This is a genomic window from Halorubrum amylolyticum (assembly GCF_004114995.1).
Lineage (GTDB): Archaea > Halobacteriota > Halobacteria > Halobacteriales > Haloferacaceae > Halorubrum > Halorubrum amylolyticum.
Genome location: NZ_SDJP01000003.1, coordinates 117,203 through 140,340 on the forward strand (window position 1 = coordinate 117,203; position 23,138 = coordinate 140,340).

The following is a 23,138-nucleotide window of genomic DNA, read 5'->3' on the forward strand; positions in this document are numbered from 1 at the left end:
TATGAGGCCGCCCGCTAACACGCGCGTATGGTCTCGGAGATCTTCGACCCCGACGCGTGGGAACCGGTCACGGACGAGTTCGACGACATCACCTACCACCGCGGCGTCGACGTGCCGGCCGTCCGGATCGCGTTCGACCGCCCGGAGGTCCGGAACGCGTTCCGGCCGGGCACCGTCGACGAACTGTACGCCGCGCTCGATCACGCGCGCAAGCAGGCGGACGTGGGCTGCGTGCTCCTCACGGGCAACGGCCCGTCGGAGAAGGACGGGGGCTGGGCGTTCTGCTCGGGCGGCGACCAGTCGGTTCGGGGCGGCTCCGGCTACGAGTACCGCGACGACGATGAGGCCGGCGACGACGAGGACGAGCTGGTCCGCGAGGCGCGCGCCGGCCGGCTCCACGTCCTCGAAGTCCAGCGGCTGATCCGGTTCATGCCCAAGCCGGTCGTCGCGGTCGTCCCGGGCTGGGCGGTCGGCGGCGGCCACTCGCTGCACGTGGTCTGTGACCTCACGCTCGCCAGCGAGGAGCACGGGAAGTTCCTCCAGACCGACCCCGACGTGGCCTCCTTCGACGGCGGGTTCGGCTCCGCGTACCTCGCGAAGCAGATCGGGCAGAAGAAGGCCCGTGAGGTGTTCTTCCGCGGGAAGACCTACTCCGCCGAGGAGGCCGCCGACATGGGGATGGTCAACGAGGCGATTTCCCACGAAGAGCTGGAAGAAGTCGCGCTGGAGTGGGCCGACGAGATGACGAAGAAGTCGCCGACCGCGATGCGCATGCTGAAGTACGCGTTCAACATGACCGACGACGGGATGGTCGGCCAGCAGGTGTTCGCGGGCGAGGCGACCCGCCTCGCGTACATGACCGACGAGGCGCAGGAGGGTCGTGACGCGTTCTTGGAGAAGCGGGAGCCCGAATTTCGAGACTACCCCTGGCACTACTGAGGGCGGCGTTTCGACGGCCGAACCGCTGAGGGCGGGGTTCCGACGGTCGCCTCCTACCCGTGCGTGTACCCGCGGTCGGGAAGCGGGTCGCCGTCGGCGGTCACCCCGTCCGCGGCGTCGACGACTCGCCCCACGCGGGTCAGTCCGCCCGGACACGCCTCGCTGACGGGCTCGACCGCCTCCTCGGGGACGGCGCAGACGAGCTCGAAGTCCTCGCCGAAGTGCGCGGCCAGCTCGAAGCGCTCGGCCGGATCGTCGGCGACCTCGTCGACGGCGGGGTGAACCGGGAGCCGATCGCGGTCGAGCTCGAACCCGACCTCGCTCGCCTCGGCGAGCTGGTGGAGCGAGCGCGCGAGCCCGTCCGAGGAGTCCATCATCGCGGTCGCGGAGTCCGCGAGCGCCAACCCGTCGGCGACGCGGGGCGTGAACCGGAACAGGTCGTTGGCGCGCTCGACCGCCTCGTCGTCGCCTCGCTCGAAGAGCCGGAGCGCGGCCGCGGACCGACCCCACTCGCCGGTGACGCAGAGCGCGTCGCCGGGGCGCGCGCCCGACCGCGTGACGGCGCCCGCGTCCGTCGCGTCGCCGACCGCGGTCGAGGCCGTGGTGAACTCGTCGTGGGTGTCGAGGTCGCCGCCGACGTACTCGGCGTCGACCGCCTCGCAGACGTCGACCGCGCCGGCGACGAAGCGGTCGAGCTCCTCCTCCTCGAAGGTCGCGTCGGCGTAGACCGCGACCGCCGCGGTCGCCGTCGCCCCCATCGCCGCCACGTCCGAGAGCGACGCGCCGACCGCGCGCCAGCCGGCGGTGTACCGCGTCGTCCCGGGCGGGAAGTCGGTCCGCTCGTGGAGCATGTCGGTCGTGATCACGGTGTCGCCCACGACGGCGGCGTCGTCGCCCGCGTGCGGGAGGTCGGCCGCGAGCGCCCGGAGCGCGTCTCGCTCGTTCACGATACCGGTCAGTCGTGTCCGCACGGGTTATAAGCGATCGATCCCGCGGGCGCGGTTCCCGCCCGGATCTCCCCTACAAACTGTGGAGAGTTACCAAGAACCAATTAAACCGATAATACACATTAACGAATATTATCATTACCAATCATTATGTTTATTACTCACCCTCCAGACGTACCGAGTGCAATGACAGTATCCGTACGCGGACACGCAGCAGCCCGACCCGCCGATAGCACGATCACCAGACGACCGCCGCAACCGCCCACACGACCCGATGACGACACCTGACGACACCACACCCACCGACGACCCGACGAACCGGACGACCCGAACGACCGACCGAACGCCGAACGAGCGATCCTCGGCTGATCGAACGCCGAGCGATCGAACGCCGACCGAGAGAACGACGACCGATCGAACGCCGACCGAGAGAACGACGACCGATCGAGGCAGCGCGGACACTTCTCCCCGGACGATCCCCGGGCGCACGCCGATCACCGAAGAGGCGGGCGCCCCCATCGTCCCGACGACACGTCCGACGACCGAGGGGTCGACAGCGACCGACACCCCTCGGCGCCCGAGCCCGCCGCCGACAGACGGCGAGCGGAACGCCCCGCTGGTCCCCGACCTGCGACCGACGCGTCGCCCGCGGACCGACGGGGGGTCGCGATGAGCGCCGTCCCGATGGCCGGGACCGGACGCGGACCGCGACCGGACCCGACGACGTTCGCACGGCGCGCGATCGACCAGTTAGACAGCGAGACGACCGATCGGTTCACCGACGACGCGACCACGGAGTGACATCAATGCATCCCAACGAACTCGACGACGACGTCTTCACGAGAGACATCGACAACCCGGCCGGCCGCCGGCTCCGCGAACTGTTCGAGGAGCAGGACTACACGTTCGCGCCCGGGATCTACCACGCGCTCGACGCCCGCCTCGCGGAGATGGCCGGGCTCGACGCCGCCTACATGAGCGGCTACTCGACCGTTCTCGGCCAGTTCGGTTTTCCCGACCTGGAGATGGTCACCATGAGCGAGATGGTCGAGAACGCCAAGCGCATGGTCGAGGCGACGAACCTTCCGGTCATCGCCGACTGCGACACCGGCTACGGCGGGGTCCACAACGTCCGGCGCGCGGTCCGCGAGTACGAGAAGGCCGGTGTCGCCGCGATCCACATCGAGGACCAGACCTCGCCGAAGCGCTGCGGCCACATCGCGGGCAAGCAGATCGTCTCCCGCGAGGAGGCGCGGTCGCGGTTCGAGGCCGCGGTCGACGCCAAGCAGAGCGAGGACACCGTCATCATCGCCCGCACCGACGCGTACGGCTCCGCCAACGGTGACTGGGAGGAGCACCTCGAACGCGGCCGGATCTACGCCGACGCCGGCGTCGACCTCGTCTGGCCGGAGATGCCCGACCCGTCGCGCGAGGACGCGGTCGAGTACGCCGAGACGATCCACGAGACACACCCCGATCTGGATCTGGCCTTCAACTACTCGTCCTCGTTCGAGTGGGGCGCCGAGGAGGACCCGCTCACGTTCGAAGAGCTCGGCGATCTGGGCTACCAGTACATCTTCATCACGCTGTACGGGCTTCACTCGGGCGCACACGCCGCCTACGAGGACTTCGAGAACATCGCGCAGAACGACGAGGCGGCGCAGTTCGACCTCGAAGAGCGGTACATCGGTCACGAGACCGAGAGCCACCACGAGCTCTCCTTCGTCCCGCGGTACCAGGACATCGAGGCCGAGTTCGACCCCGAGGCGCGCGAGCGGCAGGAGGAGTCGGCGGGCTTCACCGAAGACGAGAACGACCCGATCACGGCCTCGGAAGGTGACGACTGATGGGTGGGCCGGAAGACGTCACGCTCCGGCGGAGCCAGCTCGCGACGCCGGGCTCGGACCCGAAGATGATCGAACGCGCCCCCGACTCGGGCGCCGACGAGGCGTTCCTCGACTTGGAGGACTCCGTCGCGCCCTCGGAGAAGATCGACGCCCGCGAGAACGTCATCGAGGGGCTGATCGAGTACGACTGGTCAGACACCCGGCCGTGTTACCGGATGAACGGCGTCGACACCGAGTGGTTCTACGACGACGTGATCGAGGTCGTCGGGCGGGCGGGCGAGTACCTCGACACGATCATGGTGCCGATGGCGAACAACCCGGAGACGGTCGCCACCGTCGACAACCTGCTGACGCAGGTCGAGGCGAACAACGGCCTGCCGGTCGGCGACATCGGTCTGCAGGCGCAGATCGAGTCGCCGGAAGCGATGACGAAAGTCGCCGACATCGCCCGCGCGTCTGACCGGCTGGAGTCGCTGGTGTTCGGCCCCGGGGACTACACCGCCAACGTCGGCGCCGCCGGGCTCACGATCGGCTCCGGCGACGACTACCCGGGGCACTACTGGCACTACCAGCTCGCGCGGATCGCCCACGCGGCGAAGGCGCAGGACCTGCAGGTGATCGACGGCCCCTACGCCGAGATCGAGGACGCCGAGGGGTTCCGCGACTCCTGCCGCTGGGCGAGCCAGCTCGGCTGCGACGGGAAGTGGGCGATCCACCCGAGCCAGATCCAGCCCGCGAACGAGACGTTCGCGCCCTCGCCCGAGGAGGCGGAGAAGGCCCGCCGGATCGTCGACGCCTACGCCGAGGCGAAGGAACAGGGCAAAGGCGCCGTTTCGGTCGACGGCGAGATGGTCGACGAGGCGACCGACAAGATGGCCCGCGGCATCGTCGCCCGCGCGGAGCGGGCGGGGATTCTGTAGCGGTCTGTCCGCGCGTTTAGCGTCCGAGAGTCGCCCTTCGGGTCCCGGTGGGCATCACGGGACTCCGAACCGTTTCGGAGCCGTCCCGAGCGCTACTCGGGGATCGCTCCCCTGCTTCTCAGCTCGTCGAGGTCGCCGTCGCCGTACCCGTATTCCCTGAGCACCGCCTCCGTGTGCTCGCCGAGCGACGGCGGGTGCTGGCGGACCGTCGTCGGCGTCCGCGAGAAGTGCATCGGCGAGCCGGGCACCCGCATCTGCCCGGCGGTCGGGTGGTCGAACTCGGCGACCATGTCCCGCGCGGCCAGCTGCGGGTCGTCGAACACCTCGGCCACGTCGCGGACCGGGCTCGCCGGGACGCCGTGCTCGCCGAGCGCCGCGAGGGACTCGTCGGTCGGCCGCTCGGCGAACTCGGCCGCGAGCGCGTCGTCGAGCGCGTCTCGGTTGCGCACCCGCCCCTCGTTGGTCTCGAACCGCTCGTCGGCCAGCAGGTCGGGCCGGTCGAGCGCCTCGCAGAGCGGCGGCCAGAACCGGTCCGACGAGCACCCGACCACGATGTCCCCGTCCCGCGTCTCGAACGCCTGGTACGGGGCGATGTTCGGGTGCTTGCTCCCCATCCGCCCCGGCGGCTCGCCGCTCGCGAAGTAGTTCGCCGCCATGTAGCTGGTCCACGCGGCCTGCCCGTCGAGCAGGCTCACGTCGATCTTTTGGCCCGTCCCGTCGCCGAGTTCGCGCTCTAAGAGGGCCGCGAGGATCGCCTGCGTCGCGTACATCCCGGCGCCGATGTCGGCGAGCGCGACGCCGATCCGCACCGGCGGGCCGCCCTCGACCCCGGTGAACGACATGAAGCCGCCGCGGGCCTGCATCACGATGTCGTACGCGGGCTCGTCGCGGTCCGGCCCCCACTCGCCGTACCCGGAGATCCCGCAGTAGATCAGCCCGGGGTTCTCCTCGACGAGATCGGGGTAGTCGAGGTCCCACTCGGCCATCTTGCCGACCCGGAAGTTCTCGACGAGCACGTCGGCCTCCCCGGCGAGGTCGCGGAACACCGCCTGTCCGGCCTCGCTCGCGAGGTTCAGCTCGACGGAGCGCTTGTTGCGGTTGACGCTGGCGTAGTAGGCGCTCTGCGCGCCCTCGCCCTCGCCGAACGCGGGCGGGCGCCACGTCCGGGTCTGATCGCCCTCGTTCGGGCGCTCGATCTTTATCACCTCGGCGCCGAGGTCGCCGAGCTGCATGGTGCAGAACGGCCCCACCAGCACCCGCGAGGCGTCGATCACCGTGAGCCCGTCGAGCGGTCCCGTGTCGCCCTCGGGGTCGCGCGCCTCACCAACCACGCCGGATCACCTCCGTGCTCGGCCCTCGGATCGTTCTCGTGACCGACCGGCGGATCGTTCTCGTGACCGACCGGCGGATCGTTCTCGTGACCGACCGGCGGATCGTTCTCGTGACCGACCGGCGGATCGTTCTCGTGGCCGGTCGCCGTGTCTCGTCCATGTCCCCCGACTCGGGCGGACGCGTAATGAGCTTCCCGGCGCGTCCCGGGCGTTTCCGGTCGGTCGGAGCGACCGCCTCGTCACGTCCGGTGAAGGACTACCGCGGGCGCGTTCCGCTCCTCCCCGTGGTTCGGGGAGGCCAACGGAACGGTCGATCGTCATCGACGCCGGCAGCACGAACCCGCCGTCGGGTCGCCCCGATCGCCCGCTACCGCAACCGTCAACCGGCGGGATCGCCTCGGTCCGCGTAGATGGAGGTCCTCGTCCGGCTCTCGGGGCTGCTCGCGCTGCTGCTCGCGGGGACGGGGCTCCGGCGCGTCGGCGTCCTCGACGCGGACCGCACGGAGCTGCTCAACCAGACCGCGTACTACGTCGCGCTCCCGGCGCTCGTGTTCGTCGCGACCTACGATCAGGCGATCGGCGAGGTCGTCTCGTGGGAGCTGTTCGTCGCCGTCGTCGCCGCACTGCTCGGGACGGCGCTCGTCGCGTCGATCGTCCACCGGAACCGGTCGCCGACCGCGCGCCGCAGCGTCGCAGTCGTTCAGTCGTACCACTCGAATCTGGGCTACCTCGGCGTCCCGCTCGTCGCGGCGACGTTCGACGCCGAGGTGACCGCGATCGCGAGCGTCATCCTCGGCATCGGCGCGCTGGTGCAGGTGCCGCTGACGGTGATCCTGTTGGTGTCGATGAACGGAACGAACGCCGAGGGCGCGTTGGGGCGACACCTCCGGTCGCTCGCGGGTAACCCCGTCCTCGTCGCGCTCGTCGTCGGCATGGCGATCGGCGGGTTCCAGGTCGGCGTGCCGACCGCGGCCGCGACCGCCTTCGATTGGGTCGGGTCGCTGGCGCTCCCGCTCGCGCTGCTCTGCGTCGGCGCCACGCTACAGGTTGACTCCTCGACGATCGACCGGGGGGCGACCGCCTCGGTGGTCGCGCTCAAGGTGGCGTGTATGCCCGCCATCGCGTGGGGCGTCCTCGCGCTGCTCGGCGTCGACGCCGCGACGTTCACCGCCGGGGTCGTCATGCTCGGGACGCCGACCGCGGTGTCGACGTACGTGTTCGCGACCGAGCTCGGCGGCGACGCCGGGTTCGCCTCGCTGAACGTGTTCGTCACGACGGTCGCGTCGGTCGCGTCGCTGACCCTGCTGATCGAGTTGGTCGGCGCCGTCGTGTGAGGGTGCCTCGACGGAACGGAGAGAACAGCGGTCCGGCGGTCCAGCGGTCCAGCGGTCCGGCGGTGCGATGCCGGCCGGACGCGAATCAGGCCGGCAGCGTGTCGATCCCGTTGATCTCGACGTAGCCGAACCCGCACTCGGGGCAGCGCCACTTCGTCTTCTCGCCGAGGTGGAGGGTCATCGCCGCGGTCCGGTAGAACGACTGGGCCTCTCCGCACGAGGGACAGTCCACGTCCTTTTCGAGCGCCATGTGCGCGGATCGGTCCGGCGCGGTTTTGAAGCTACTGATTCGGCGGTTGTACTCGGTTGGAGATCGTTTATACGGCGTTGCTGATGAATCGGTGATGGACACCGCCAAAGCCCCAGCCGATCCGTACTACATGAACGGAACTCCGACGGTGAACTCTTCCAAAGCCCCAGCCGCGCTCGGCTCCCACAGCTCGCTGCGCTCCTCAGTCGCTCGCGGTGCTCGCTCCCTCGGTGCTTGCGTCGCTGGGGTTCGCCGAGCGCGACTGCCCCTTTGAGTCCCGCCCAACCGCACAGCACCGCCGGAAGACGGTCCTGCTCGCTTCGCTGCGCGGGCTGCGACTTCCGTGCTCCCGCTCGCTCCCTTCGGTCGCTCACGGGACCGCAGCCTCACACCTCCCCAACCTCGTCGGTGGTCCTCCGCGTTGCTCCGGACCACCGACTCCCTCGCGCGACGCTCCTCGCGGCCGCCGAGGGCGGCCACTCGGAGGCACGCGCCACCGCGATTCGTTTATAAATAGCCGTCCCGCCGCGTTCGTCCCTACTTCTCGTCGACGTGCCGGACCTCGCTGGCGACGCCTCGCGTCGACTCGACCATCTCCGGGCCGGACATCTCGGCGCGGCCGACCGCGAACGCCTTCGGCCCCTCGATGACGACCTCGTCGCCGACGCGGATGTCGTCGTCCGCGTCGACGACGCCGGGCGCGAGCACGGATCCGTGCGGGACGAACGGGTCGATTTCGACCCGCTTCGTGGGGGCGTCGCTCTCGACCCACCGACGCGCCCCGGCGAGGGTGAACGAAAGGGTGCCGTACTGCGGCACCATCGTCGCGAGCTGTTCGCCCGGCTCGCCCTCGCGGCCGGCGTCGGGGTTGTCGCCCCACACCTGCAGTTTGGGGTAGCGCCCGGTGGTGCGGATGTCGGCCTCGCCCGGTCCGCCGAACAGGTCGTCGCCGGCGCCGCCGCCGAGCAGGTAGTCGGCGAGCGCCCGGACCGTGTTGTGCTCGCGCTCCCGCTTGCTGTAGGCGGGCTCTCCCTGCAGGGTCGCGTTCAGCTCTCCGAGCGACTCGTCGCTCGTCGGGTGGCCGACGCAGGTGTACTCGAAGGGAACGTCGACCGCGGGGTCGCTTTCGACGCGCTCGCAGATCTCGCGGTAGCCGTGGTCTGGGACGTGCGCGACGACGCGGGAGTAATCGTTCCGCTCGAGATATCGGCGGAGCACCTCGGCGACGAACTCGATCTCGTCTTCGCTCCAGTCGCCGGTGACGACCGCGTCGTAGTGCTGTGCGGGGTAGGTCGTCTCCAGCTCCTGGGGCACCACGCCGATCGGCGAGGTCATCGAGACGGTGTGGCCGCGCCACTGGATCGCGTCGTGGAACTGGCCGTGGCTCTGGGAGTCGCTGTACGGCTTCGTCGCCGAGCAGGGCACCAACACGAGCGGCTGGTCGGTGAATCGGTTTCGGTACCGGCTCGTGACGCGGTCGGCGAACCGCCGGATCTCGACGCGGTCGAGCGTCTCCGCGCTCGCCGCGGCCACCTCTGCGTCGCGCATGAGGGGGGTCCGCTGTTCGAGGTACCCCCACTGGTCGTCGAACTCGCGGAACGCCGCCGTGAGCCACTGTTCGTGGCGGGTCTGCCCCTCGATATAATCTCGCAGACGCCCCGCCCGGATGCGCTCGCGGACCCGCCGGAGCTCGGCGCGGAGGGCGTTGACGTTGTGTTCGGCGCAGTCCGCGCGCGTGAACTCGTCTCGGGGTCCCGCGCACGCCGGGCAGGCGCACGGCAGCTCGTCGAGGTCTTCCAAGAAGTGCTCGGCGTCGGCGGTGCAGTACATCCCCTGCGTCCCCTTCGTCCGCGCGAGCGTCGCGTCCACGAGGTCGACGCCGGCGTACGCGAGAAGCGCGACGTTCCGGGGCGTGGCGACGCCCGAGAGCGTGAGGGCGGTGTCGGCCGGCAGCGACTCCTTCGCGGCCACGACCGCGTCGCGGAACGCCTCGCCGTGGCCGACGAACCCGGAGGCGTCCGCGAGGACGTACGCGTCGGCGCCCACGTCGCGGGCGCTCTCGCTGTCGACGACCGCCGCGGACGGGTACTCGACGCCGGGGTGATCGACCGCGAACGACTCGCGGACCTCCGTGCGGGTCCCCGCGGGGAACGCGCGGTGCGGCAGGACGGTGAGCGACGCCTCGTCGCCGTCGGGGACCTCGCGGTCGCCGGCCCAGAGGCTGCCGGCGTCCGTGAGAAACGGGTCCGCGAGCGCCGGCGTCGTCACCGGGTCGGCGAGCCGGACCTCACCGAGGCGGGCGGCGCCGTCGCGCTCGTGGACCTCGAAGTACTCGGTCATACTCCCTCTCGCGGGGGGACGGTCAATTCTCTTGTGTTCCGCGGTCGCAGCGGGGAGACCGGACACGGAAGCGTGGTCCGCAGCTCGGCGCTCCGATCCTCACGTCCGATACTCGCGTGCGAAGCGTTTTATCTCGGACCGTCGTCCCCGGAGGAGATGGCAGGACGGTACGACACGCGAGACGCGGGAGGGGGACGACTGACGGAGGTACTCGTGACGCTCGGAGTCGTCGATCCGGACCACGTTTCCGAGGAGCCCGAGGGAGGGGTCGCCCGCGCGGCCGCCGCCCTGTTCGTCTCGCTGTCGGGGTTCGCCTTACTGATCCCGAACGTGACGCCGCTGGTCTCGGGCGGCGAGCCGCCGATCGGCGTCGTCCTCTCGGTGTTCGGGACCGTGCTCTCGGTCGCGCTGGTGGTCGTCGGCGGGCTCCTGTACCGCAGCGCGTTCACCACGCGAAACGCGGTCCGCATCTCCGTCTGGAGCCTCTTCGGGATCGTCGTGCTCGGCGCGATCATGCTCGGGATCATCCGGTATCAGGCGCAGCTCGGGACCCCGATGGTCGCACCAACCTTCACCGTCGCGAAGGTCCTCGCGATCGGTGCAGTCGCGCACGTGATCATCGGCGTTTACGACGCCCGCCGGGTCCGCGCCCAACAGCTCGCCAAGGAGCAGCGCCGGGTCTCCGTGTTAAACCGGATGATCCGACACAATCTCCGCAACGAGACGACGGTGCTCGGCGGCCACGCGTCGCTCATCGCCGAGGGCGTCGACGACCCGGAGCTCCGCGACTCGGCCGAGGCGGTGGCGAAGAGCGCCGCGGTGATCGGCGGGCTCGCCGAGGACGCCAAGCGCCTGCAGGCGGCCTTCGAGCGCCGCCCCGACGAGAGCGAGCCGGTCCCGGTCGAGCCGCTGATCGAGGACGCCGCCGAGGCCGCCCGCGACTCGGGCGCCGAGACCGCCAAGGTCGACGTCGAGCCCTGCGCCGCGCTGGCCGACGACCGGCTTGCGACCGCGGTGGAGGAACTCGCGACGAACGCGCCCGAACACGGCGCGAGCGCGGTCGAGCTGTCGGCCCGCGAGACCGACGGCGAGATCGAGATCACCGTCGCAGACGACGGCCCGGGAATTCACGAGTCGGAGAGCCGCGTGATCACCGGGCGAGACCCGGAGACGCAGCTGGAGCACGCGAGCGGGCTCGGGCTCTGGATCGTCCGGGCGACCGCCGACGCATTCGACGGGTGGCTAGCGATCGAGACGACGCAGGCGGACGACGAAAGTGCGAGCGACGACGACGCCGGCACGACGGTGACGATGGGGATTCCGGCGGCGTGAGATCCACCCACGAGGGGAGTCACAGAGCAACAAGATACTCAGGATGGTTCCGGATCGACGATATCGGCGGGCGTGAAGAGCGATACGTCATCTCGCCTCGCAGCTGTGTGTTCCAATCCCTCTGAGAATCCCGAGCGACAGAAACAGCAGTAACGGTGCGTGAGAGAACTCCCTTCAGGCGGTGTCCACTCCACCTGATCGGCGCTTCGCTCAAGGTCAGCGAGATCGCCTTCGTGCATTTCTCGGGTCGTGTACTTACACTCACCCGCGACGAGTGTTCCGTCACTTGCGAGGCCAACGACATCGAGTTCGTGCTGTCGGTGCCACCAGTAGCCGATCCCGCGATAGGTCTTCGGTATCAACTCCGGAAGCGCGTTCTGACACGCTTGTTCGAACATTGCACCCATGTACTCCGTGAACGTCGGCTCGACGACTTCTTCGAATGCCTTACGTCCGAGTTGAGCGAGTGTCCCGCTTTGTCCATACACGTACCGGAACCAGAACCGGAAGAGCGGTTCCTTCAGTCGATATCGACTCTTGCGCGTCGCGTTCGGATTGGCAGTCACGGGAATATCGCGTTCGACGAGCCTCAATCGCCGAAGCTTCGAGAGGTAAGACCCGAGCGAGTTCGAGTCTACTCCCGCGAACGATGCGATCTCGTTGGCTTTGCGTTTGCCGGTCGCAATCGCTCTGAGAATCGTGTAGTACGTCTGGGGCTCACGGATTCCGAATTCCGTCCGAAGCAAGAACTCCGGTTCGTTGTGGAGGACGCCATGCTCGGAGAGAATCAGCGATTGGATGTTCTCTGAAAGCGAGGTGTCCCGTTCCAACGCCTGCAGGTAGTATGGAGTCCCACCGAACACTCCCCACGATTGGATGATTTCGTCCGGCTCAGCAACGGGAAGCAGTTCTTGTGCGTCAGTGAGCGTAAGCGGTGGCAAGTCGATCGTGGCCGTCCGGCGACCGTACAGTGGGCTGCCGCCTTCCAACACTTTCTCTTCCATAACGGAGATCGACGATCCGACGAGAACGAGCGTCATCTCGGTCTCTTTTAAGTGTAGATCCCACACACGCTGAAATTTCGATGGGAGAGCGTCATCCGATTCGATCAGATACGGAAACTCATCCAGTACGACAATCGCGTTCTCACGGCCGAGTGCCCGAAGGAGAGCCTCCCAATCACGTTGAATGTCTTCCAAGAGCGGGTACGTCTCACTGGCGGTATCCACGAAATCGGCGAGCTGTACGTCGGACGTTTCTTCGGTTGCCTGCCAGTACACGGCGTCGTCTCGGTCTTCGATCGCCTTTCGAACGAGTGCGCTCTTCCCGAGCCGCCGGCGGCCATACACGACGATAAGATCTGAGGAGCCACTTGCAAACCCTGAGCAAAGGGTGTTGAGCTCTTCCCGTCGATTCACGAACGACGATACGACCATACTCGCACATTGTGTTTTGCCAGAATAAATCTACGCATTATCTTAATCTAGATTTTACTAATCGTGTTTTTACTATATCCGATTTGTCGACTGCGGTCCGGCGGCGTCGACAACCCGACCGCCGACCGCCTCCTCCGGCCGGAGCGCGAGGAGATCCGGGTGCGGATCGAACCGGATCGGCTCCACTCGTGGGACGACACGGAGCAGATGGGGCAGGAGGAACGCCGATCCCGCTCTCCCGTTCTCAGCGACCGAGGTGCCGTAGGTTCTCCGTCTCGATCCCGTCTGGCACCGCGTCGAGCGCGCGCGGCGCCCAGTCGTCGTGGCCGAGGGTGATCGCGGTGTCCGGGTTGGCGCCGGCGAGGCTCGCGACGCCCTCGGCGGCCGCGACCTGCGCCGCGCCGTCGACCCGCTCGGGGACTTCCGCGGTGAGCGGGTACGTCTCGGAGAGCGCCCGCGGGAAGGGGCCGAACGGGGGTTTCACGCGCCACACCGCGTCGTAGTCGTGGTTCGAGGGCGCGTCCGACTCGGTGAGGAGGAGCCGATCGGGGACCGCGAGCCGCGAGAGCCGGTCGTGATGCCGGCGGACCTCGGGCCGGCGAGCCGACTCGTGGGAGGTGTAGAAGAACGCGTCCTTCGACACCGGGTCGGTCTCCTCAAGCTCGTCGGCGTGGTCGAGGAGGGTCCGGAGCCCGTCGAGCATCGCGGGGTGGCCGCGGGCGCGCCGGTCGACGAGCTGGAGGAGGTTCCCGGACCGGATCGCGGCCTTCACGCGCCGCAGCTCCTCGAAGGTGACGTGGAGGTTGTGCTCGGCGAGGAGCTCCGCCGCGGACCGGTCCGCGCCGGCGCCGTTCCCACCGCCCCCGTCGCTCCCCTCCATCTCCCGGAGCTCCGCGGGCGTGTGCTCGGCGCAGACGGGACACGAGCAGGGGAAGTACTCCATCTCCTCGAGGTGTTCGGTCCCCGAGACCGTCAGGTACCGGCCGTCGCGCGCCATCAGCGCGTAGGCGGCCGAGTCGAACAGGTCGCAGCCGGCGGCGACCGCCAGCGCGAGCATCATCGGGTGGCCCGCGCCGAACAGGTGGACCGGGGCATCGGGGTCGAGCCCGCGCTTCGCGGCGCGCACCGCCTCGACGACCTCGGCGTAGCGGTAGGAGTTCAGGAGCGGCACCATCGCGCCGACGGGGAACACGTCCAAGTCGGTCGCGCTCGCGTGGCTCCCCGCCTCCTCGCGGAGGTCGGGGAACGTCGACCCCTGCACGGGGGCGTTGACGAGCATCTCGCCCGTCTCCGCGGCCTCCGCGTCGGCGAGCGCCTGTCGGGTCGTCGCAAGCTCGCGCTCGGCGCGCTCGCGGTCGACGTCCGGCGGCGTGGGCACGTCGACCGGGGTCGCCACGTCGCTGCCGATCGCCCGCTGGAACTCGATTATCTCCTCGGTGGTCACGTCGATGTCGCCGTACTCGGCGAGCTGGAAGGAGCCGGAGTCGGTCATGATCGCGCCGTCGAACCCGAGGAACTCGTGGAGCCCCTCCTCCAGTACGCGGTGGCGGATCCGGTCGGTGCTCCGGATGATGTAGGAGTTGGTGATCAGCATCTCCGCGCCGAACTCCTCGGCAAGCCGCCGCGGCTCGACCGTGAGAACGTTGGGGTTGACGACCGGGAGAAGCGCCGGCGTCTCGACGGTCACCCCGGCGCGGGGGACCTCCAGCCGCCCGATCCGCCCGGCGGCGTCGTGGTCCCGGATCTCGAAGTGATCGCGCATACCCCGAGTGTGAGGACGCGGGCGGTAAGGGTTGCGTTCGGGGGCGACGGGGCGGACCGGCGTCGCCCTCGGCGGCGAGCCGCGGCCGCGAGGTGCCCCGATTCAGAGCTCGGTCGGGTGGCTCACGTACGTCGTCTCTAGCCCCCACTCCTCGGTCAGCGCCTGTAGCGACCGAACCCCGAACGTCTCGGTCGCGTAGTGGCCGGCGAGGAAGACGGTGACCCCGGCCTCGCGCGCGTCGTGGTAGGCCTGCCCCTTCCCCTCGCCCGTGACCAGCGCGTCGGCGCCCGCCTCGACCGCCTCGTCGAGCCAGTCGGTCCCGGAGCCGGTGACGACCGCGACGCGTTCGATTTCGTCGGGACCGAAGTCGATGACCTGTGTCGGGGACGCCTCGCCCTCACTATCCGGCTGCCCCTCGAACCCGTCGAGCGTCTCGCGGATCGACGCGGCCGACCGCGGCGCGTCCGTCTCGCCGATCGTCCCGATCGTGACCGGTCCGACCTCGCCGAACGGCTCCCGCTCGCCGAGGTCCAACTCCGCCGCGACGCCGGCGGCGTTGCCGAGGTCCGGGTGGCCGTCGAGCGGGAGATGGGAGACGTATAAGGAGAGGTCGCGGTCCGCGAGCGCCGCGACCCGGTCGTAGGTCCGGCCCGTGACGCGGTCGATCCCGCCCCACGAGATCCCGTGATGGACGACGAGGAGGTCGGCGTCCGCGTCAGCCGCGGCCTCGATCGTCGCGTCCGCGGCGTCGACCGCGAAGGCGACGCGCTCGACCGCTCCTCGATCCGATCCCACCTGTAACCCGTTCGCGCTGGCGTCGACGTCGGCGTACGCGGCCGTGTCGACCCTGTCGTCGAGCCGTCGCACGTACTCGGAGCGCTCCATACCGACGGGTACCGTGCGAGCGGAGTAAAGCGCGGCGGACCCGGGACACGCACCGAGCGCGGGCCGATCAGTCGTCGAGCTCCTCGGCGATGGAGTCGGGGCGCGCGTCGAACTCCGAGGCGCTCCCCTCGCCGCCGGGCCGCGACGGAAGCGTGTCGAACTCGGGATCGAACAGCCGGAGCGCGGTGCGGATCGTCTCCCAGTCGTCCTCGCCGGCCGCGTCGCGAAGCGACCGGGTCGGAGCGGCGAGCAGCTGGCCGACCAGCGCGTCCGCCAAGTCCTCGACGGTCTCGCGCTGCGCGTCGGTCAGCTCCCCCTGCGCTTCGAGCTTCGAGACCGCGCGGTCGACCTCGCGGGCCTTCACGCGGTCGGCGCCGGCGTACATCGCCGAGATGGCATCGTCGGCGCGCTTGCGCTTGTACGCCTCCAAGATGCGGTCGAGCTCCTCGTCGATGATCGCCTCGACCTCCCGCGCCTCGGCCTCGCGGCTCTCGCGCGTCCGACGCGTCACGTCCTCCAAGGCGTCGATATCGTACAGCGAGAGTCCCTCGCGGTCGGCGAGCGCGGGGTCCACGTCCCGCGGCTGCGCGATGTCGATACAGACGAGCCGGTCGGCACCGGTCACGTTCTCCGGCCGAACGACCGGGTCCGGGCTGCCGGTCGCCGCGATCACGAGGTCGGCGTCGGGGAGCACGGCCGGGAGGTCGGCGAGCGGCACCGCCTCCGCGGGAGTGTCGACCTCCTCGGCGACGAACGCCGCGTTCGGCACCGTCCGGTTCGCCACGACGATCTCCGAGACCGGGGTGTCGTCGAGCGTCCGGGCCGCGAGCGTCCCCATCTCGCCGGCGCCGACCACCACGGCGGAGCCGTCGGTGAGGTCGATCTCGGTGGCGGCCAGCCGCACCGCGGCCGACCCGAGCGAGACGACCCCTTCGTTGATCGACGTCTCGTTCCGCGCGCGCTCGCCGACGTGGAGCGCCTTCGTCACCCCGTCTTTCAGCACCGGGCCGATGCCGCCCGCGGACTTCGACTCCTCGTACGCCTCGCGGAGCTGCCCGATAATCTGGTCCTCGCCGAGCACGAGCGAGTCGAGCCCGGAGGCGACCCGCATCAGGTGTTCCAAGCTCTCCTCGTGGTCGAGCCGGTGGACCGCGCCGCCGCGGACCTCGGGGGCGAACGACTCCAGCGCGACCGAGCCGTCGACGGTCCGGTCGGTGACGACGTACGCCTCAGAGCGGTTGCAGGTCTGGAGCGCGAACGCCTCCTCCACTCCGTCGCGCGCGAGCAGGTCCGAGACGGTGGCGCGGACGCCGTCGCCGCCCGCGGCCTCGATCTCGTCGACCGTCGCGCGGGAGTGGGCGACGCTCACGCCCGTGATAGCGCCCGTCTCCTTCATCTGGTGAGTACCTCCTCGATCACGGAATCCGCCTCTTGCCGACCGTAGGTATCCCCCTTTTGTAAAGCCTTCCAAACCCCCTCGGATCGCACGACGCGGCGAATCGCTTCCCGGCGCTTCTCGGGCTCGACGCCCCGGTCTTTGAGCTCCGCGCGGAGCGTCCCCGACAGCTCCGCCATCGCGCCGGCGCCGTCGATCTCCGCCTCGATCCGCTCGCGGAGCGCCTTCGCGAGCGCCGGGCTCGCGCCCCCGGTCGAGAGCGCCACCCTGACCGGGTCATCCTCGACCGTCGCCGGGACGACGACGCTCCGCGCCCCTCGGCCCCCCGAGCGGTCCGCGGCCGACACGTCGGTCCGGTTGACGAGCGCGCCGGCGTCGAGCGCGGCCGCCTCGGCAGCCGCGTTGACCGCCGCGTCGTCCGTGGCGGCGACGACGAGCGCGGGGTCGACGCGGCCGACCCAGTCTCCGACGGCGTCGGCGTCCGGCGCGGCGCGGACGAGTTCCACCGACTCGGAATCCCCCTCGGCGAGGTCGGCCAGCCGGTCGGCGAACGCGGGGCTCACGACGACGACCCGCGCCTCGTCGGCGAACCGAGACGCCTTCCGCGACCCGACGGCGCCGCCGCCGAACACCAGCACGGTCTCGCCGTCGAAGTCGTGGTACAGCGGGATCACGCGTGCCACCGTGATATCGCGCTCCGGCGGGTCACGCGGTGTTGCTGTCGGCGCGGTCGGCGATGCGAATCCCCGTCTTCTTCAGGATTCGGGTCGAGAACAGCGTGTCCCAGTCGTTCTCGCCGACCTCCCAGTGCTCGTCCATCAGCTCCTTCACCTCCGCGATCCGACGCTCGCTCTCGGCCTCCGTCCGCCCGTGCGTCATCGCGAAGAAGTTGTACTCCCAGACGCCCGCGTGTCGCGGGCGCTGGTAGCAGTGGGTGACGAAGTCGAGCCCCGCGACCGCCGGTCCGACCTCATCGAGGGCCTTTTCGGGCACGTCCCAGACGGTCATCCCGTTCTCGGTGTACCCGAGCGCGTAGTGGTTCGGGATGACGCCGACGCGGCGCACCTTCCCCTCCGCGTCGAACCGTTTTATCGTCTCGATCACCCAGTCGGTGTCGGCGCCGATCGCGGCCGCCACGTCGGCGTACGGCGTCTCGGTGATCGGGAGTCCACCCTGAATTTCGACGACGAGGTCGCGCTCGTCGGGGGTGAGCGTCGACCGGTCGCTCGGCGAGACGGCGGGACCGAGATCGGAACAGTCGACCACGCCGTCGGGGACCGGCCCGTCGACGAGGAACTTCGCGCCGACGTGGAACTCGCGGACCTTCGGGAGGTTGTACGTCTCTTGACCCGTCGCGGCCTCGATCTCCGCGAGCACCTCGTCGACCCGATCGCTCCCGTCCTTGTCCGGGTCCGGGTGGTCGGCGACGCTCACGACGAACCACATGTTGAGGTGCGGGTGCTCCCGCTCGTAGTTGTGCGCCACCGCGGTGAACTCGTTGACCGTCTCCGCGGTCTCCTCGTACCGGTCCTCCGGCGCGTGCATGGCTACGAGCGACGCCGCCCCGCCGATCTCCTCGGCGTTGACGAGCGCCCCGAACCGCGAGAGGATTCCCTCCTCGTCGAGCTCGCGCACGCGCTCGCACAGCTCCGGGCCGGTCACGTCGATCCCGCGCTCGCGGAGCGCGGCCGCGGCCGGTTCGAAGGGGCTCTCGGTCACCGGGAACCCGCCCTGGAAGGCGTTTATGATCCCGCGGTCGAGCGCCGTCAGATCCGCGTCGACCTCTTGCATACGCCGGGATCGGACCCGGGCGAGAATAAGCGATCCGGCCCGTGTCGCCTGGTGAGAACACGGGTCGCGACGACCTGTCCGGACTCAGCCGTCGAGGTCCCGAGCGATGTCCGACAGCGACGACCGGGGGCCGCGGGTCGCCTCGTACACCGCCCGCTCGCCGGGGATCCGGAGGCCGTACTGCTCGCCGGGAACGACGACGTCGAGGACGATCACGTCGCCCGGCTCGCGGTCGTTCTCGTCGAGCCACTCGGCGAGGCGGTTCGCCCCCTCGCCGGGCTCGCGCGCGAGCCGCCGGTTGTCGAACGCGCCGCGGACGAGCCGTCCCTCGCCGTCGCTCCGCACCGGCGCGTGGTGCTCCTCGCGGTCGATGGCGACGCGAACGACGTCGCCCGCGGCGAGCGACAGCGACTCGCAGGTCCCGGACTCGACGCGACCGTCGAGCTCGTCGTCGTTCGGGAGCCGGACGCAGGGGCGGCGAGTGCCGCCGCTCCGGGCGAGCGAAACGCGGAGCGAAGCGACGCCCTCGTCGTCGGAGGGGACGCGGGGCATCGAAACGGGGCGTTACTCCTCGTCGGCGTCGCCGTCGTCCTCGCCGAACGCGGCGGCGACGTCGTCGCCGTCAACGACCGAGACGTTGATCTGGGCCACGTCGTCGTCGATTTCGCGGCCGCGGACGGTGACGCGCTTGCGCTCGCCCTCGCGGGACGGGTCGAAGCCGACGCCGCCCTCCAAGAGCAGCTCTTTCAGGCGGGTGCCGGAAACGTCCTCGCGCATCGGTCGCCCGGTCTCGTCCGAGCCGCCGGTGATCGCGATCGTGTGCTCGGAGAGCCCGACGGCGTCGCCGCCGATCTCGTCGCCGATCTCGCGACCGAGGAACCGGTTTGCGTCCTGTCCGTCGACCTCTCGCTGGAACGTCTCGCCGGCGTCGGGGTCGGCGATGACGACTTTGAATTCGGCCATGGGCGAACCGAGACCCCCGCGAATAAAAAGCACGTCGAAACCGCGATCCGGCCGCGATCGACCAGTGGACTGTGTCGCAGGCGTCGATCGCCGCTCAGTCGCCGCGATCGATCCGGTCGACCCGCGGGTCGCCGTCGCCCCACAGTCCGTCGACGAACGCGTCCTCCAGCGCCCGAGCGGCGCGTTTCGGACTCTCGGGACCGCCCGCGTCCGCGACGCTTCCCACCGTGTCCGGATCGAACGGAACGCCGAGCGCGTCGTACACCGCCGCCGTGGTGTCTGCGATCTGGCGCGCGTCGCCCGGAGCGACGACCAGACAGCCCGCCACGAGCGCGGCGTCGCCCCGAACCCGTTGGGCTATCCCCGCGATCTTGCCGCTGCCCGCGGCGCGGACCGAGTGGTCGCCGGGGCAGAACGACTCGGGCGGTTCGCCGGACGACACGTCGGCGCCGAGGCTCCGCAACGCTCCGAGAAGCACCTCCGTCGCGCGCTCGTATCGGTCCGCGATCGACTCGACACTTCGACCGTCGCAGAGCGGGATCGCGTGCGCGAACGCGAGCGTGCGGCCCGGATACGCGACGGCCCGGCCTCCCACGTCGCGCTCGACCGGCTCGTACCCCCGGTCTGCGGCGAGCCGCTTCGCTCGCTCGAAGCCCGGTTCGCGCGCGTCGCGGCGACCGAACGCGACCTGCCGGGGCGGCGTCCACACCCGGAGCCCCGGCGTCCCGTCGCTCGCGTCCGCGAGCAGCGCCGCGGTGTGCTCTCGGTCCGCCGCGGGGCGAGGACTGCGACCTCTGAGCACGCGCATACCGACGAGAGGGAGCGGCCGGACAAGCCGTTTGCGACGCGCGTCGGACGTGCGTCGTCCGCGTTCGGGTGCGGTCGCGAGCGCGTGACACAAAGGTTTTGCCGGCCCTCTGACTGTGTCAGGTAACGATGAGCGACCTCGGCGCGCTGCCGGTGCAGGCGTATCTCGCAGCCTGCCTCCTCGCCGGGGTCATCGGGATCTGGCTCGGCCGCGTCGCGTGGGTCGACCGCGACGAGCCGGGCGGCACCGAGGTCGCGCTCTACCTGTTCTGTGGCGGCGCCGTCTCGCTCCTGTACGCCGTCAGGGTCGCCAGCGCGAGCGAACTGGCGATGGTCGTCGCGCTCAACCTCTCGACCCCGCTCGTCGCCGCGGTCCCCGGCGTCTGGATGGCGTTCGTGCTGGCGTTCTCGGGCCACGACCGGTGGCGCACGGAGAACCGGACCGTCGCGCTCGCGGCCCCGGCGTTCGTCTGGGTGTTGACCGCGTGGTCGAGCGGGACGCACGAACTCTCGCGCCGCGGGCTGACGGCCGTCGCCGACGGACCGTTCACGTTGCTCTCGTTCGGGCTCGGGCTCGCGGACGCCGCGTTCGTGTTGTACGCCTACGCGCTGTGTGTCGCCGGCGTCCTCGTCGTCGTCGATCTGTACCGCCGGACCGGGAACCGCTACCGACTCCAGACGTTCGTGATCCTGCTCGGAACGCTGTTTCCGTTTTTGGGCGGGATCGTCACCGTCGTCGACGTGGGGAGCTACGCCCACCTCGCGTGGTTCCCGACGGGGCTCGTGGTCCACGGCGTCTTCCTGTACGGGACCGTTTTCTGGCTCGGGACGCTCGACGCCGCCGTCGTCGCGCGCGACACGGCCGTCGAGGTGATGCAGGACCCCGTGATCGTCGCGGGCTCCGACGGTCGGATACGGGACCTCAACCCGGCGGCGGAGGAGCTCCTTCCGCCGGACGCGGTCGAGTCGTCGCTGTCGGACGTGTTCCCGCGCTTGGAGGTCGGCGTGGAACACCCGATATCGATCGGCGGGCGGCAGTTCGACATCCAAGAGGACCCGATCACGGACCCCCGCGGGACCGACCGCGGACACGTCTTCCTGCTCCGTGACGTCACCGAACGCGAGCGGCGACAGACCGAGCTGGAGCGCCGCGAGGCCGAGTTGGAGCGGCAAAACGAACGTCTGGAGGACTTCGCCGGCGTCGTCTCCCACGACCTCCGGAACCCGCTCGCGGCCGCGACCGCGGCGGTGGAACTCGCTCGCAGCGGCGACGGGGACAGCGTGGACGCACTCGGCCGCGCCGCGAACGCCCACGAGCGGATGGACGACCTGATCGAGGGGCTGCTGTCGCTGGCGACCGCCGGGAAGTCGGTCGACGAGGTCGACCGCGTCTCGCTCGACGGGACCGCCAGACGGGTCTGGTCGCGGCTCGAAACCGCGGACGCGACGCTGTCGGTCGAGGGGCCGGACGTGCCCGCATTCGCCGACGGCGACCGGCTCGAACAGCTCCTCTCGAACCTGTTCCGCAACGCGATCGAACACGCCGGCGACGACGTGGTGGTGCGGGTCACGATCGAGCGCCGAGAGGACGGCGTCGCGCTCGCGGTCGCCGACGACGGCCCCGGCGTGCCGCCGGACCAGCGCTCGCAGGTGACCGAGCGCGGCGTCTCCCTCGGCGGCGGGACGGGACTCGGACTCGCGATCGTGGGCGACATCGCCGAGGCCCACGGGTGGGAGTTCTCCGTCGAGGAGTCGTGGACCGGCGGCGCGCGCTTCGAGATCTCGGGGATCGAGGCCGCTGACGACTGATCCGACGCGTGAGGGGTCGTCTCAGGAACCGACCGCGATGGCCGGCTCCGACGCCCACTTGCCCGTCGAGCCCCACGAGACGATCCGATGGCCGTCACGCTTCCGCCCGCGGTGATCGAGCGTTACCGACGGTTCTCGCGGTTCAACTCTCCGTATCCGGCGCACGACGACGGGCGCGCGATCGACCTCTATCCGGACGGCGAAACGGGGGTCTCGCCGGTCGCCGGCATCGTCCGCGAGACGCGGACCGTCGGCTGTCCGGACCGCCCGTACGCCGCCGACGAGGACCACCTGATCGTCGTCGAACTCGACGACGACTGGTGTCGGCGCGCGGGCGCGGCGCCCGGAACGCTCGCGCGGATCCTCCACGTGGTCCCGGCGGTGTCGCCGGGCGACCGCGTCGCGGTCGGGGACGCGCTCGGCCCGCTGACGCGCTCCGGTTTCTTCGGGCGGTGGGTCGACGACCACGTCCACCTCGGGTTCAGACCGCCGGGCGCGAACGCGCTCCGGGCGAGCGGGTCGCTCCCGGTCGACGTCGACGTGCCGGTCGAGCCGGTAAGGTGGGACGGGACCGGTGTAGTCGTCGAGCGCGGCCCGACGCACGTCGTCCTCGATGCGCCGACCCACCCGGACCCCGGCCGGCGGTTCGCGGCGCTCGCGAGCGACGGCGGGACCCCCCTCGACGGCGGGCTGGCGCACTACGCGGGCGGCGGGGCGTTCGACGCGCTCGCGGACGGGACGGCGGTGTCGCTGTGGGGAACCCGCGTCGGCGTCGCACGGGGGCGAGGCGTCGCGTGGGAGCCGGTCGACGTACTCGCGAACGGCAAGCGGGCGGTGGGGCTGTCGCTGTTCGCGGCCAGAGACGGCGGGTTCGGGGCGAAGCTCGTCTGTCCGGACAGACGGTTCGAACTCGGCGAGACCGTCTCGCTCGCGCTCGCCCCGAGCGACGATCCGATCCGGCTCGGCGTGGGGTGAGCTCGGACACACCGGTGGCTGGCGGGTGAACTGGCGGACAGCCGGCGCGAACGCTCCGCCGCGGCGGTGCGCCG

The 23,138-nt window shown here is 70.2% G+C and carries 22 protein-coding genes and 1 pseudogene; 10 read left to right on the forward strand and 13 right to left on the reverse strand.

Annotated elements, in window-relative coordinates; all coding sequences use genetic code 11:
* Nucleotides 1–27: 27 nt before the first annotated feature.
* On the forward strand, nt 28–939 hold the full coding sequence (locus ESO89_RS04520) for a 1,4-dihydroxy-2-naphthoyl-CoA synthase (RefSeq protein WP_128904487.1): 912 nt from the start codon (nt 28–30) through the stop codon (nt 937–939).
* 53 nt (nt 940–992) lie between these two features.
* On the opposite strand, the gene thiL is transcribed toward ESO89_RS04520, so the two are convergent.
* The gene (gene thiL, locus ESO89_RS04525; RefSeq protein ID WP_128904488.1) at nt 993–1,886 is read right to left on the reverse strand and encodes a thiamine-phosphate kinase; all 894 of its coding nucleotides are present in this window, start codon (nt 1,884–1,886) and stop codon (nt 993–995) included.
* A 274-nt stretch (nt 1,887–2,160) separates the two neighbouring features.
* On the opposite strand from thiL, the gene ESO89_RS04530 reads away from it, so the two are divergent.
* From ESO89_RS04530 to ESO89_RS04540, 4 genes are read left to right on the forward strand one after another with little or no spacing between them, the layout of a single operon-like run.
* Complete coding sequence (locus tag ESO89_RS04530; RefSeq protein ID WP_128904489.1) at nt 2,161–2,559, forward strand: hypothetical protein; 399 nt, start codon at nt 2,161–2,163, stop codon at nt 2,557–2,559.
* Nucleotides 2,556–2,687, forward strand: coding sequence for a hypothetical protein (locus tag ESO89_RS19160; protein WP_277750253.1), 132 nt, complete (start codon nt 2,556–2,558; stop codon nt 2,685–2,687). Before ESO89_RS04530 ends, ESO89_RS19160 begins: the two co-directional genes overlap by 4 nt.
* Nucleotides 2,688–2,692: 5 nt before the next feature.
* Nucleotides 2,693–3,733 (forward strand): isocitrate lyase, encoded by a 1,041-nt coding sequence (aceA, locus tag ESO89_RS04535; RefSeq protein WP_128904490.1) that lies wholly within the window; start codon nt 2,693–2,695, stop codon nt 3,731–3,733.
* On the forward strand, nt 3,733–4,653 hold the full coding sequence (locus ESO89_RS04540; protein WP_128904491.1) for an HpcH/HpaI aldolase/citrate lyase family protein: 921 nt from the start codon (nt 3,733–3,735) through the stop codon (nt 4,651–4,653). The genes aceA and ESO89_RS04540 overlap by 1 nt, the downstream gene beginning before the upstream one ends.
* Nucleotides 4,654–4,745: 92 nt before the next feature.
* Here ESO89_RS04540 and ESO89_RS04545 read toward each other — a convergent pair whose 3' ends face one another.
* Nucleotides 4,746–5,984: a CaiB/BaiF CoA transferase family protein gene (locus ESO89_RS04545; protein WP_128904492.1), complete on the reverse strand. Its 1,239-nt coding sequence runs from the start codon at nt 5,982–5,984 to the stop codon at nt 4,746–4,748.
* Nucleotides 5,985–6,394: 410 nt separating this feature from the next.
* Between ESO89_RS04545 and ESO89_RS04550 the strand changes: the two genes are divergently transcribed.
* On the forward strand, nt 6,395–7,318 hold the full coding sequence (locus ESO89_RS04550) for an AEC family transporter (RefSeq protein WP_128904493.1): 924 nt from the start codon (nt 6,395–6,397) through the stop codon (nt 7,316–7,318).
* A gap of 85 nt (nt 7,319–7,403) precedes the next feature.
* Here the strand turns inward: ESO89_RS04550 and ESO89_RS18420 are convergent, their stop codons facing one another.
* Together ESO89_RS18420 and arcS are read right to left on the reverse strand one after the other, a co-directional pair.
* Nucleotides 7,404–7,568, reverse strand: coding sequence for a DUF7838 family putative zinc beta-ribbon protein (locus tag ESO89_RS18420; RefSeq protein ID WP_164471129.1), 165 nt, complete (start codon nt 7,566–7,568; stop codon nt 7,404–7,406).
* Between the two features lie 537 nt (nt 7,569–8,105).
* Nucleotides 8,106–9,908: an archaeosine synthase subunit alpha gene (gene arcS, locus ESO89_RS04555; protein ID WP_128904494.1), complete on the reverse strand. Its 1,803-nt coding sequence runs from the start codon at nt 9,906–9,908 to the stop codon at nt 8,106–8,108.
* A 156-nt stretch (nt 9,909–10,064) separates the two neighbouring features.
* On the opposite strand from arcS, the gene ESO89_RS04560 reads away from it, so the two are divergent.
* Nucleotides 10,065–11,240: a sensor histidine kinase gene (locus ESO89_RS04560; protein ID WP_128904495.1), complete on the forward strand. Its 1,176-nt coding sequence runs from the start codon at nt 10,065–10,067 to the stop codon at nt 11,238–11,240.
* Between the two features lie 38 nt (nt 11,241–11,278).
* Here ESO89_RS04560 and ESO89_RS04565 read toward each other — a convergent pair whose 3' ends face one another.
* A complete protein-coding gene (locus ESO89_RS04565) occupies nt 11,279–12,676 on the reverse strand; it encodes an ATP-binding protein (protein ID WP_128904496.1) in 1,398 nt (465 codons plus the stop codon).
* Between the two features lie 99 nt (nt 12,677–12,775).
* On the opposite strand from ESO89_RS04565, the pseudogene ESO89_RS18865 reads away from it, so the two are divergent.
* Nucleotides 12,776–12,898 (forward strand): annotated as a pseudogene (locus ESO89_RS18865) (pyridoxamine 5'-phosphate oxidase family protein); the annotation flags it as partial.
* Nucleotides 12,899–12,920: 22 nt separating this feature from the next.
* On the opposite strand, the gene tgtA reads toward ESO89_RS18865, so the two are convergent.
* The 8 genes from tgtA to ESO89_RS04610 form a co-directional block, all read right to left on the reverse strand.
* Nucleotides 12,921–14,438 carry a tRNA guanosine(15) transglycosylase TgtA gene (gene tgtA, locus ESO89_RS04575; protein WP_128904497.1) on the reverse strand — a complete coding sequence of 506 codons (1,518 nt, stop codon included), beginning with the start codon at nt 14,436–14,438 and terminating at the stop codon, nt 12,921–12,923.
* A 102-nt stretch (nt 14,439–14,540) separates the two neighbouring features.
* On the reverse strand, nt 14,541–15,323 hold the full coding sequence (locus ESO89_RS04580) for a Nif3-like dinuclear metal center hexameric protein (RefSeq protein ID WP_128904498.1): 783 nt from the start codon (nt 15,321–15,323) through the stop codon (nt 14,541–14,543).
* Nucleotides 15,324–15,390: 67 nt separating this feature from the next.
* The gene (gene hemA, locus ESO89_RS04585; protein WP_128904499.1) at nt 15,391–16,719 is read right to left on the reverse strand and encodes a glutamyl-tRNA reductase; all 1,329 of its coding nucleotides are present in this window, start codon (nt 16,717–16,719) and stop codon (nt 15,391–15,393) included.
* Nucleotides 16,716–17,393, reverse strand: coding sequence for a precorrin-2 dehydrogenase/sirohydrochlorin ferrochelatase family protein (locus tag ESO89_RS04590; RefSeq protein ID WP_128904616.1), 678 nt, complete (start codon nt 17,391–17,393; stop codon nt 16,716–16,718). The genes hemA and ESO89_RS04590 overlap by 4 nt, the downstream gene beginning before the upstream one ends.
* Nucleotides 17,394–17,424: 31 nt before the next feature.
* On the reverse strand, nt 17,425–18,510 hold the full coding sequence (gene ahbB, locus ESO89_RS04595) for a siroheme decarboxylase subunit beta (RefSeq protein ID WP_128904500.1): 1,086 nt from the start codon (nt 18,508–18,510) through the stop codon (nt 17,425–17,427).
* 84 nt (nt 18,511–18,594) lie between these two features.
* Nucleotides 18,595–19,062 carry a DUF7112 family protein gene (locus tag ESO89_RS04600; protein ID WP_128904501.1) on the reverse strand — a complete coding sequence of 156 codons (468 nt, stop codon included), beginning with the start codon at nt 19,060–19,062 and terminating at the stop codon, nt 18,595–18,597.
* A 12-nt stretch (nt 19,063–19,074) separates the two neighbouring features.
* Nucleotides 19,075–19,473, reverse strand: coding sequence for a 30S ribosomal protein S6e (locus ESO89_RS04605; protein ID WP_128904502.1), 399 nt, complete (start codon nt 19,471–19,473; stop codon nt 19,075–19,077).
* Nucleotides 19,474–19,567: 94 nt separating this feature from the next.
* Nucleotides 19,568–20,281 carry a lipoate--protein ligase family protein gene (locus ESO89_RS04610; RefSeq protein ID WP_128904503.1) on the reverse strand — a complete coding sequence of 238 codons (714 nt, stop codon included), beginning with the start codon at nt 20,279–20,281 and terminating at the stop codon, nt 19,568–19,570.
* Between the two features lie 128 nt (nt 20,282–20,409).
* Here ESO89_RS04610 and ESO89_RS04615 point away from each other — a divergent pair, with 128 nt between their 5' ends.
* Both ESO89_RS04615 and ESO89_RS04620 read left to right on the forward strand, forming a co-directional pair.
* Nucleotides 20,410–22,089, forward strand: coding sequence for a sensor histidine kinase (locus ESO89_RS04615; protein ID WP_128904504.1), 1,680 nt, complete (start codon nt 20,410–20,412; stop codon nt 22,087–22,089).
* 87 nt (nt 22,090–22,176) lie between these two features.
* Nucleotides 22,177–23,064, forward strand: coding sequence for a hypothetical protein (locus ESO89_RS04620; RefSeq protein ID WP_128904505.1), 888 nt, complete (start codon nt 22,177–22,179; stop codon nt 23,062–23,064).
* The last annotated feature ends 74 nt before the right edge of the window (nt 23,065–23,138 follow it).

Excerpts from the sequence above, each read along its gene's own strand:
- ESO89_RS04610 (WP_128904503.1), bottom strand. The coding sequence starts at position 20,281 with ATGCGCGTGCTCAGAGGTCGCAGTCCTCGCCCCGCGGCGGACCGAGAG.
- ESO89_RS04540 (WP_128904491.1), top strand. The coding sequence starts at position 3,733 with ATGGGTGGGCCGGAAGACGTCACGCTCCGGCGGAGCCAGCTCGCGACG.
- ESO89_RS04550 (WP_128904493.1), top strand. The coding sequence starts at position 6,395 with ATGGAGGTCCTCGTCCGGCTCTCGGGGCTGCTCGCGCTGCTGCTCGCG.
- ESO89_RS04560 (WP_128904495.1), top strand. The coding sequence starts at position 10,065 with ATGGCAGGACGGTACGACACGCGAGACGCGGGAGGGGGACGACTGACG.
- tgtA (WP_128904497.1), bottom strand. The coding sequence starts at position 14,438 with ATGCGCGATCACTTCGAGATCCGGGACCACGACGCCGCCGGGCGGATC.
- hemA (WP_128904499.1), bottom strand. The coding sequence starts at position 16,719 with ATGAAGGAGACGGGCGCTATCACGGGCGTGAGCGTCGCCCACTCCCGC.
- ESO89_RS04580 (WP_128904498.1), bottom strand. The coding sequence starts at position 15,323 with ATGGAGCGCTCCGAGTACGTGCGACGGCTCGACGACAGGGTCGACACG.
- ESO89_RS04520 (WP_128904487.1), top strand. The coding sequence starts at position 28 with ATGGTCTCGGAGATCTTCGACCCCGACGCGTGGGAACCGGTCACGGAC.
- aceA (WP_128904490.1), top strand. The coding sequence starts at position 2,693 with ATGCATCCCAACGAACTCGACGACGACGTCTTCACGAGAGACATCGAC.
- ESO89_RS04605 (WP_128904502.1), bottom strand. The coding sequence starts at position 19,473 with ATGGCCGAATTCAAAGTCGTCATCGCCGACCCCGACGCCGGCGAGACG.
- ESO89_RS04530 (WP_128904489.1), top strand. The coding sequence starts at position 2,161 with ATGACGACACCTGACGACACCACACCCACCGACGACCCGACGAACCGG.
- ESO89_RS04620 (WP_128904505.1), top strand. The coding sequence starts at position 22,177 with ATGGCCGTCACGCTTCCGCCCGCGGTGATCGAGCGTTACCGACGGTTC.
- ESO89_RS18420 (WP_164471129.1), bottom strand. The coding sequence starts at position 7,568 with ATGGCGCTCGAAAAGGACGTGGACTGTCCCTCGTGCGGAGAGGCCCAG.
- ESO89_RS04565 (WP_128904496.1), bottom strand. The coding sequence starts at position 12,676 with ATGGTCGTATCGTCGTTCGTGAATCGACGGGAAGAGCTCAACACCCTT.
- ESO89_RS04600 (WP_128904501.1), bottom strand. The coding sequence starts at position 19,062 with ATGCCCCGCGTCCCCTCCGACGACGAGGGCGTCGCTTCGCTCCGCGTT.
- ahbB (WP_128904500.1), bottom strand. The coding sequence starts at position 18,510 with ATGCAAGAGGTCGACGCGGATCTGACGGCGCTCGACCGCGGGATCATA.
- ESO89_RS04615 (WP_128904504.1), top strand. The coding sequence starts at position 20,410 with ATGAGCGACCTCGGCGCGCTGCCGGTGCAGGCGTATCTCGCAGCCTGC.
- ESO89_RS19160 (WP_277750253.1), top strand. The coding sequence starts at position 2,556 with ATGAGCGCCGTCCCGATGGCCGGGACCGGACGCGGACCGCGACCGGAC.
- arcS (WP_128904494.1), bottom strand. The coding sequence starts at position 9,908 with ATGACCGAGTACTTCGAGGTCCACGAGCGCGACGGCGCCGCCCGCCTC.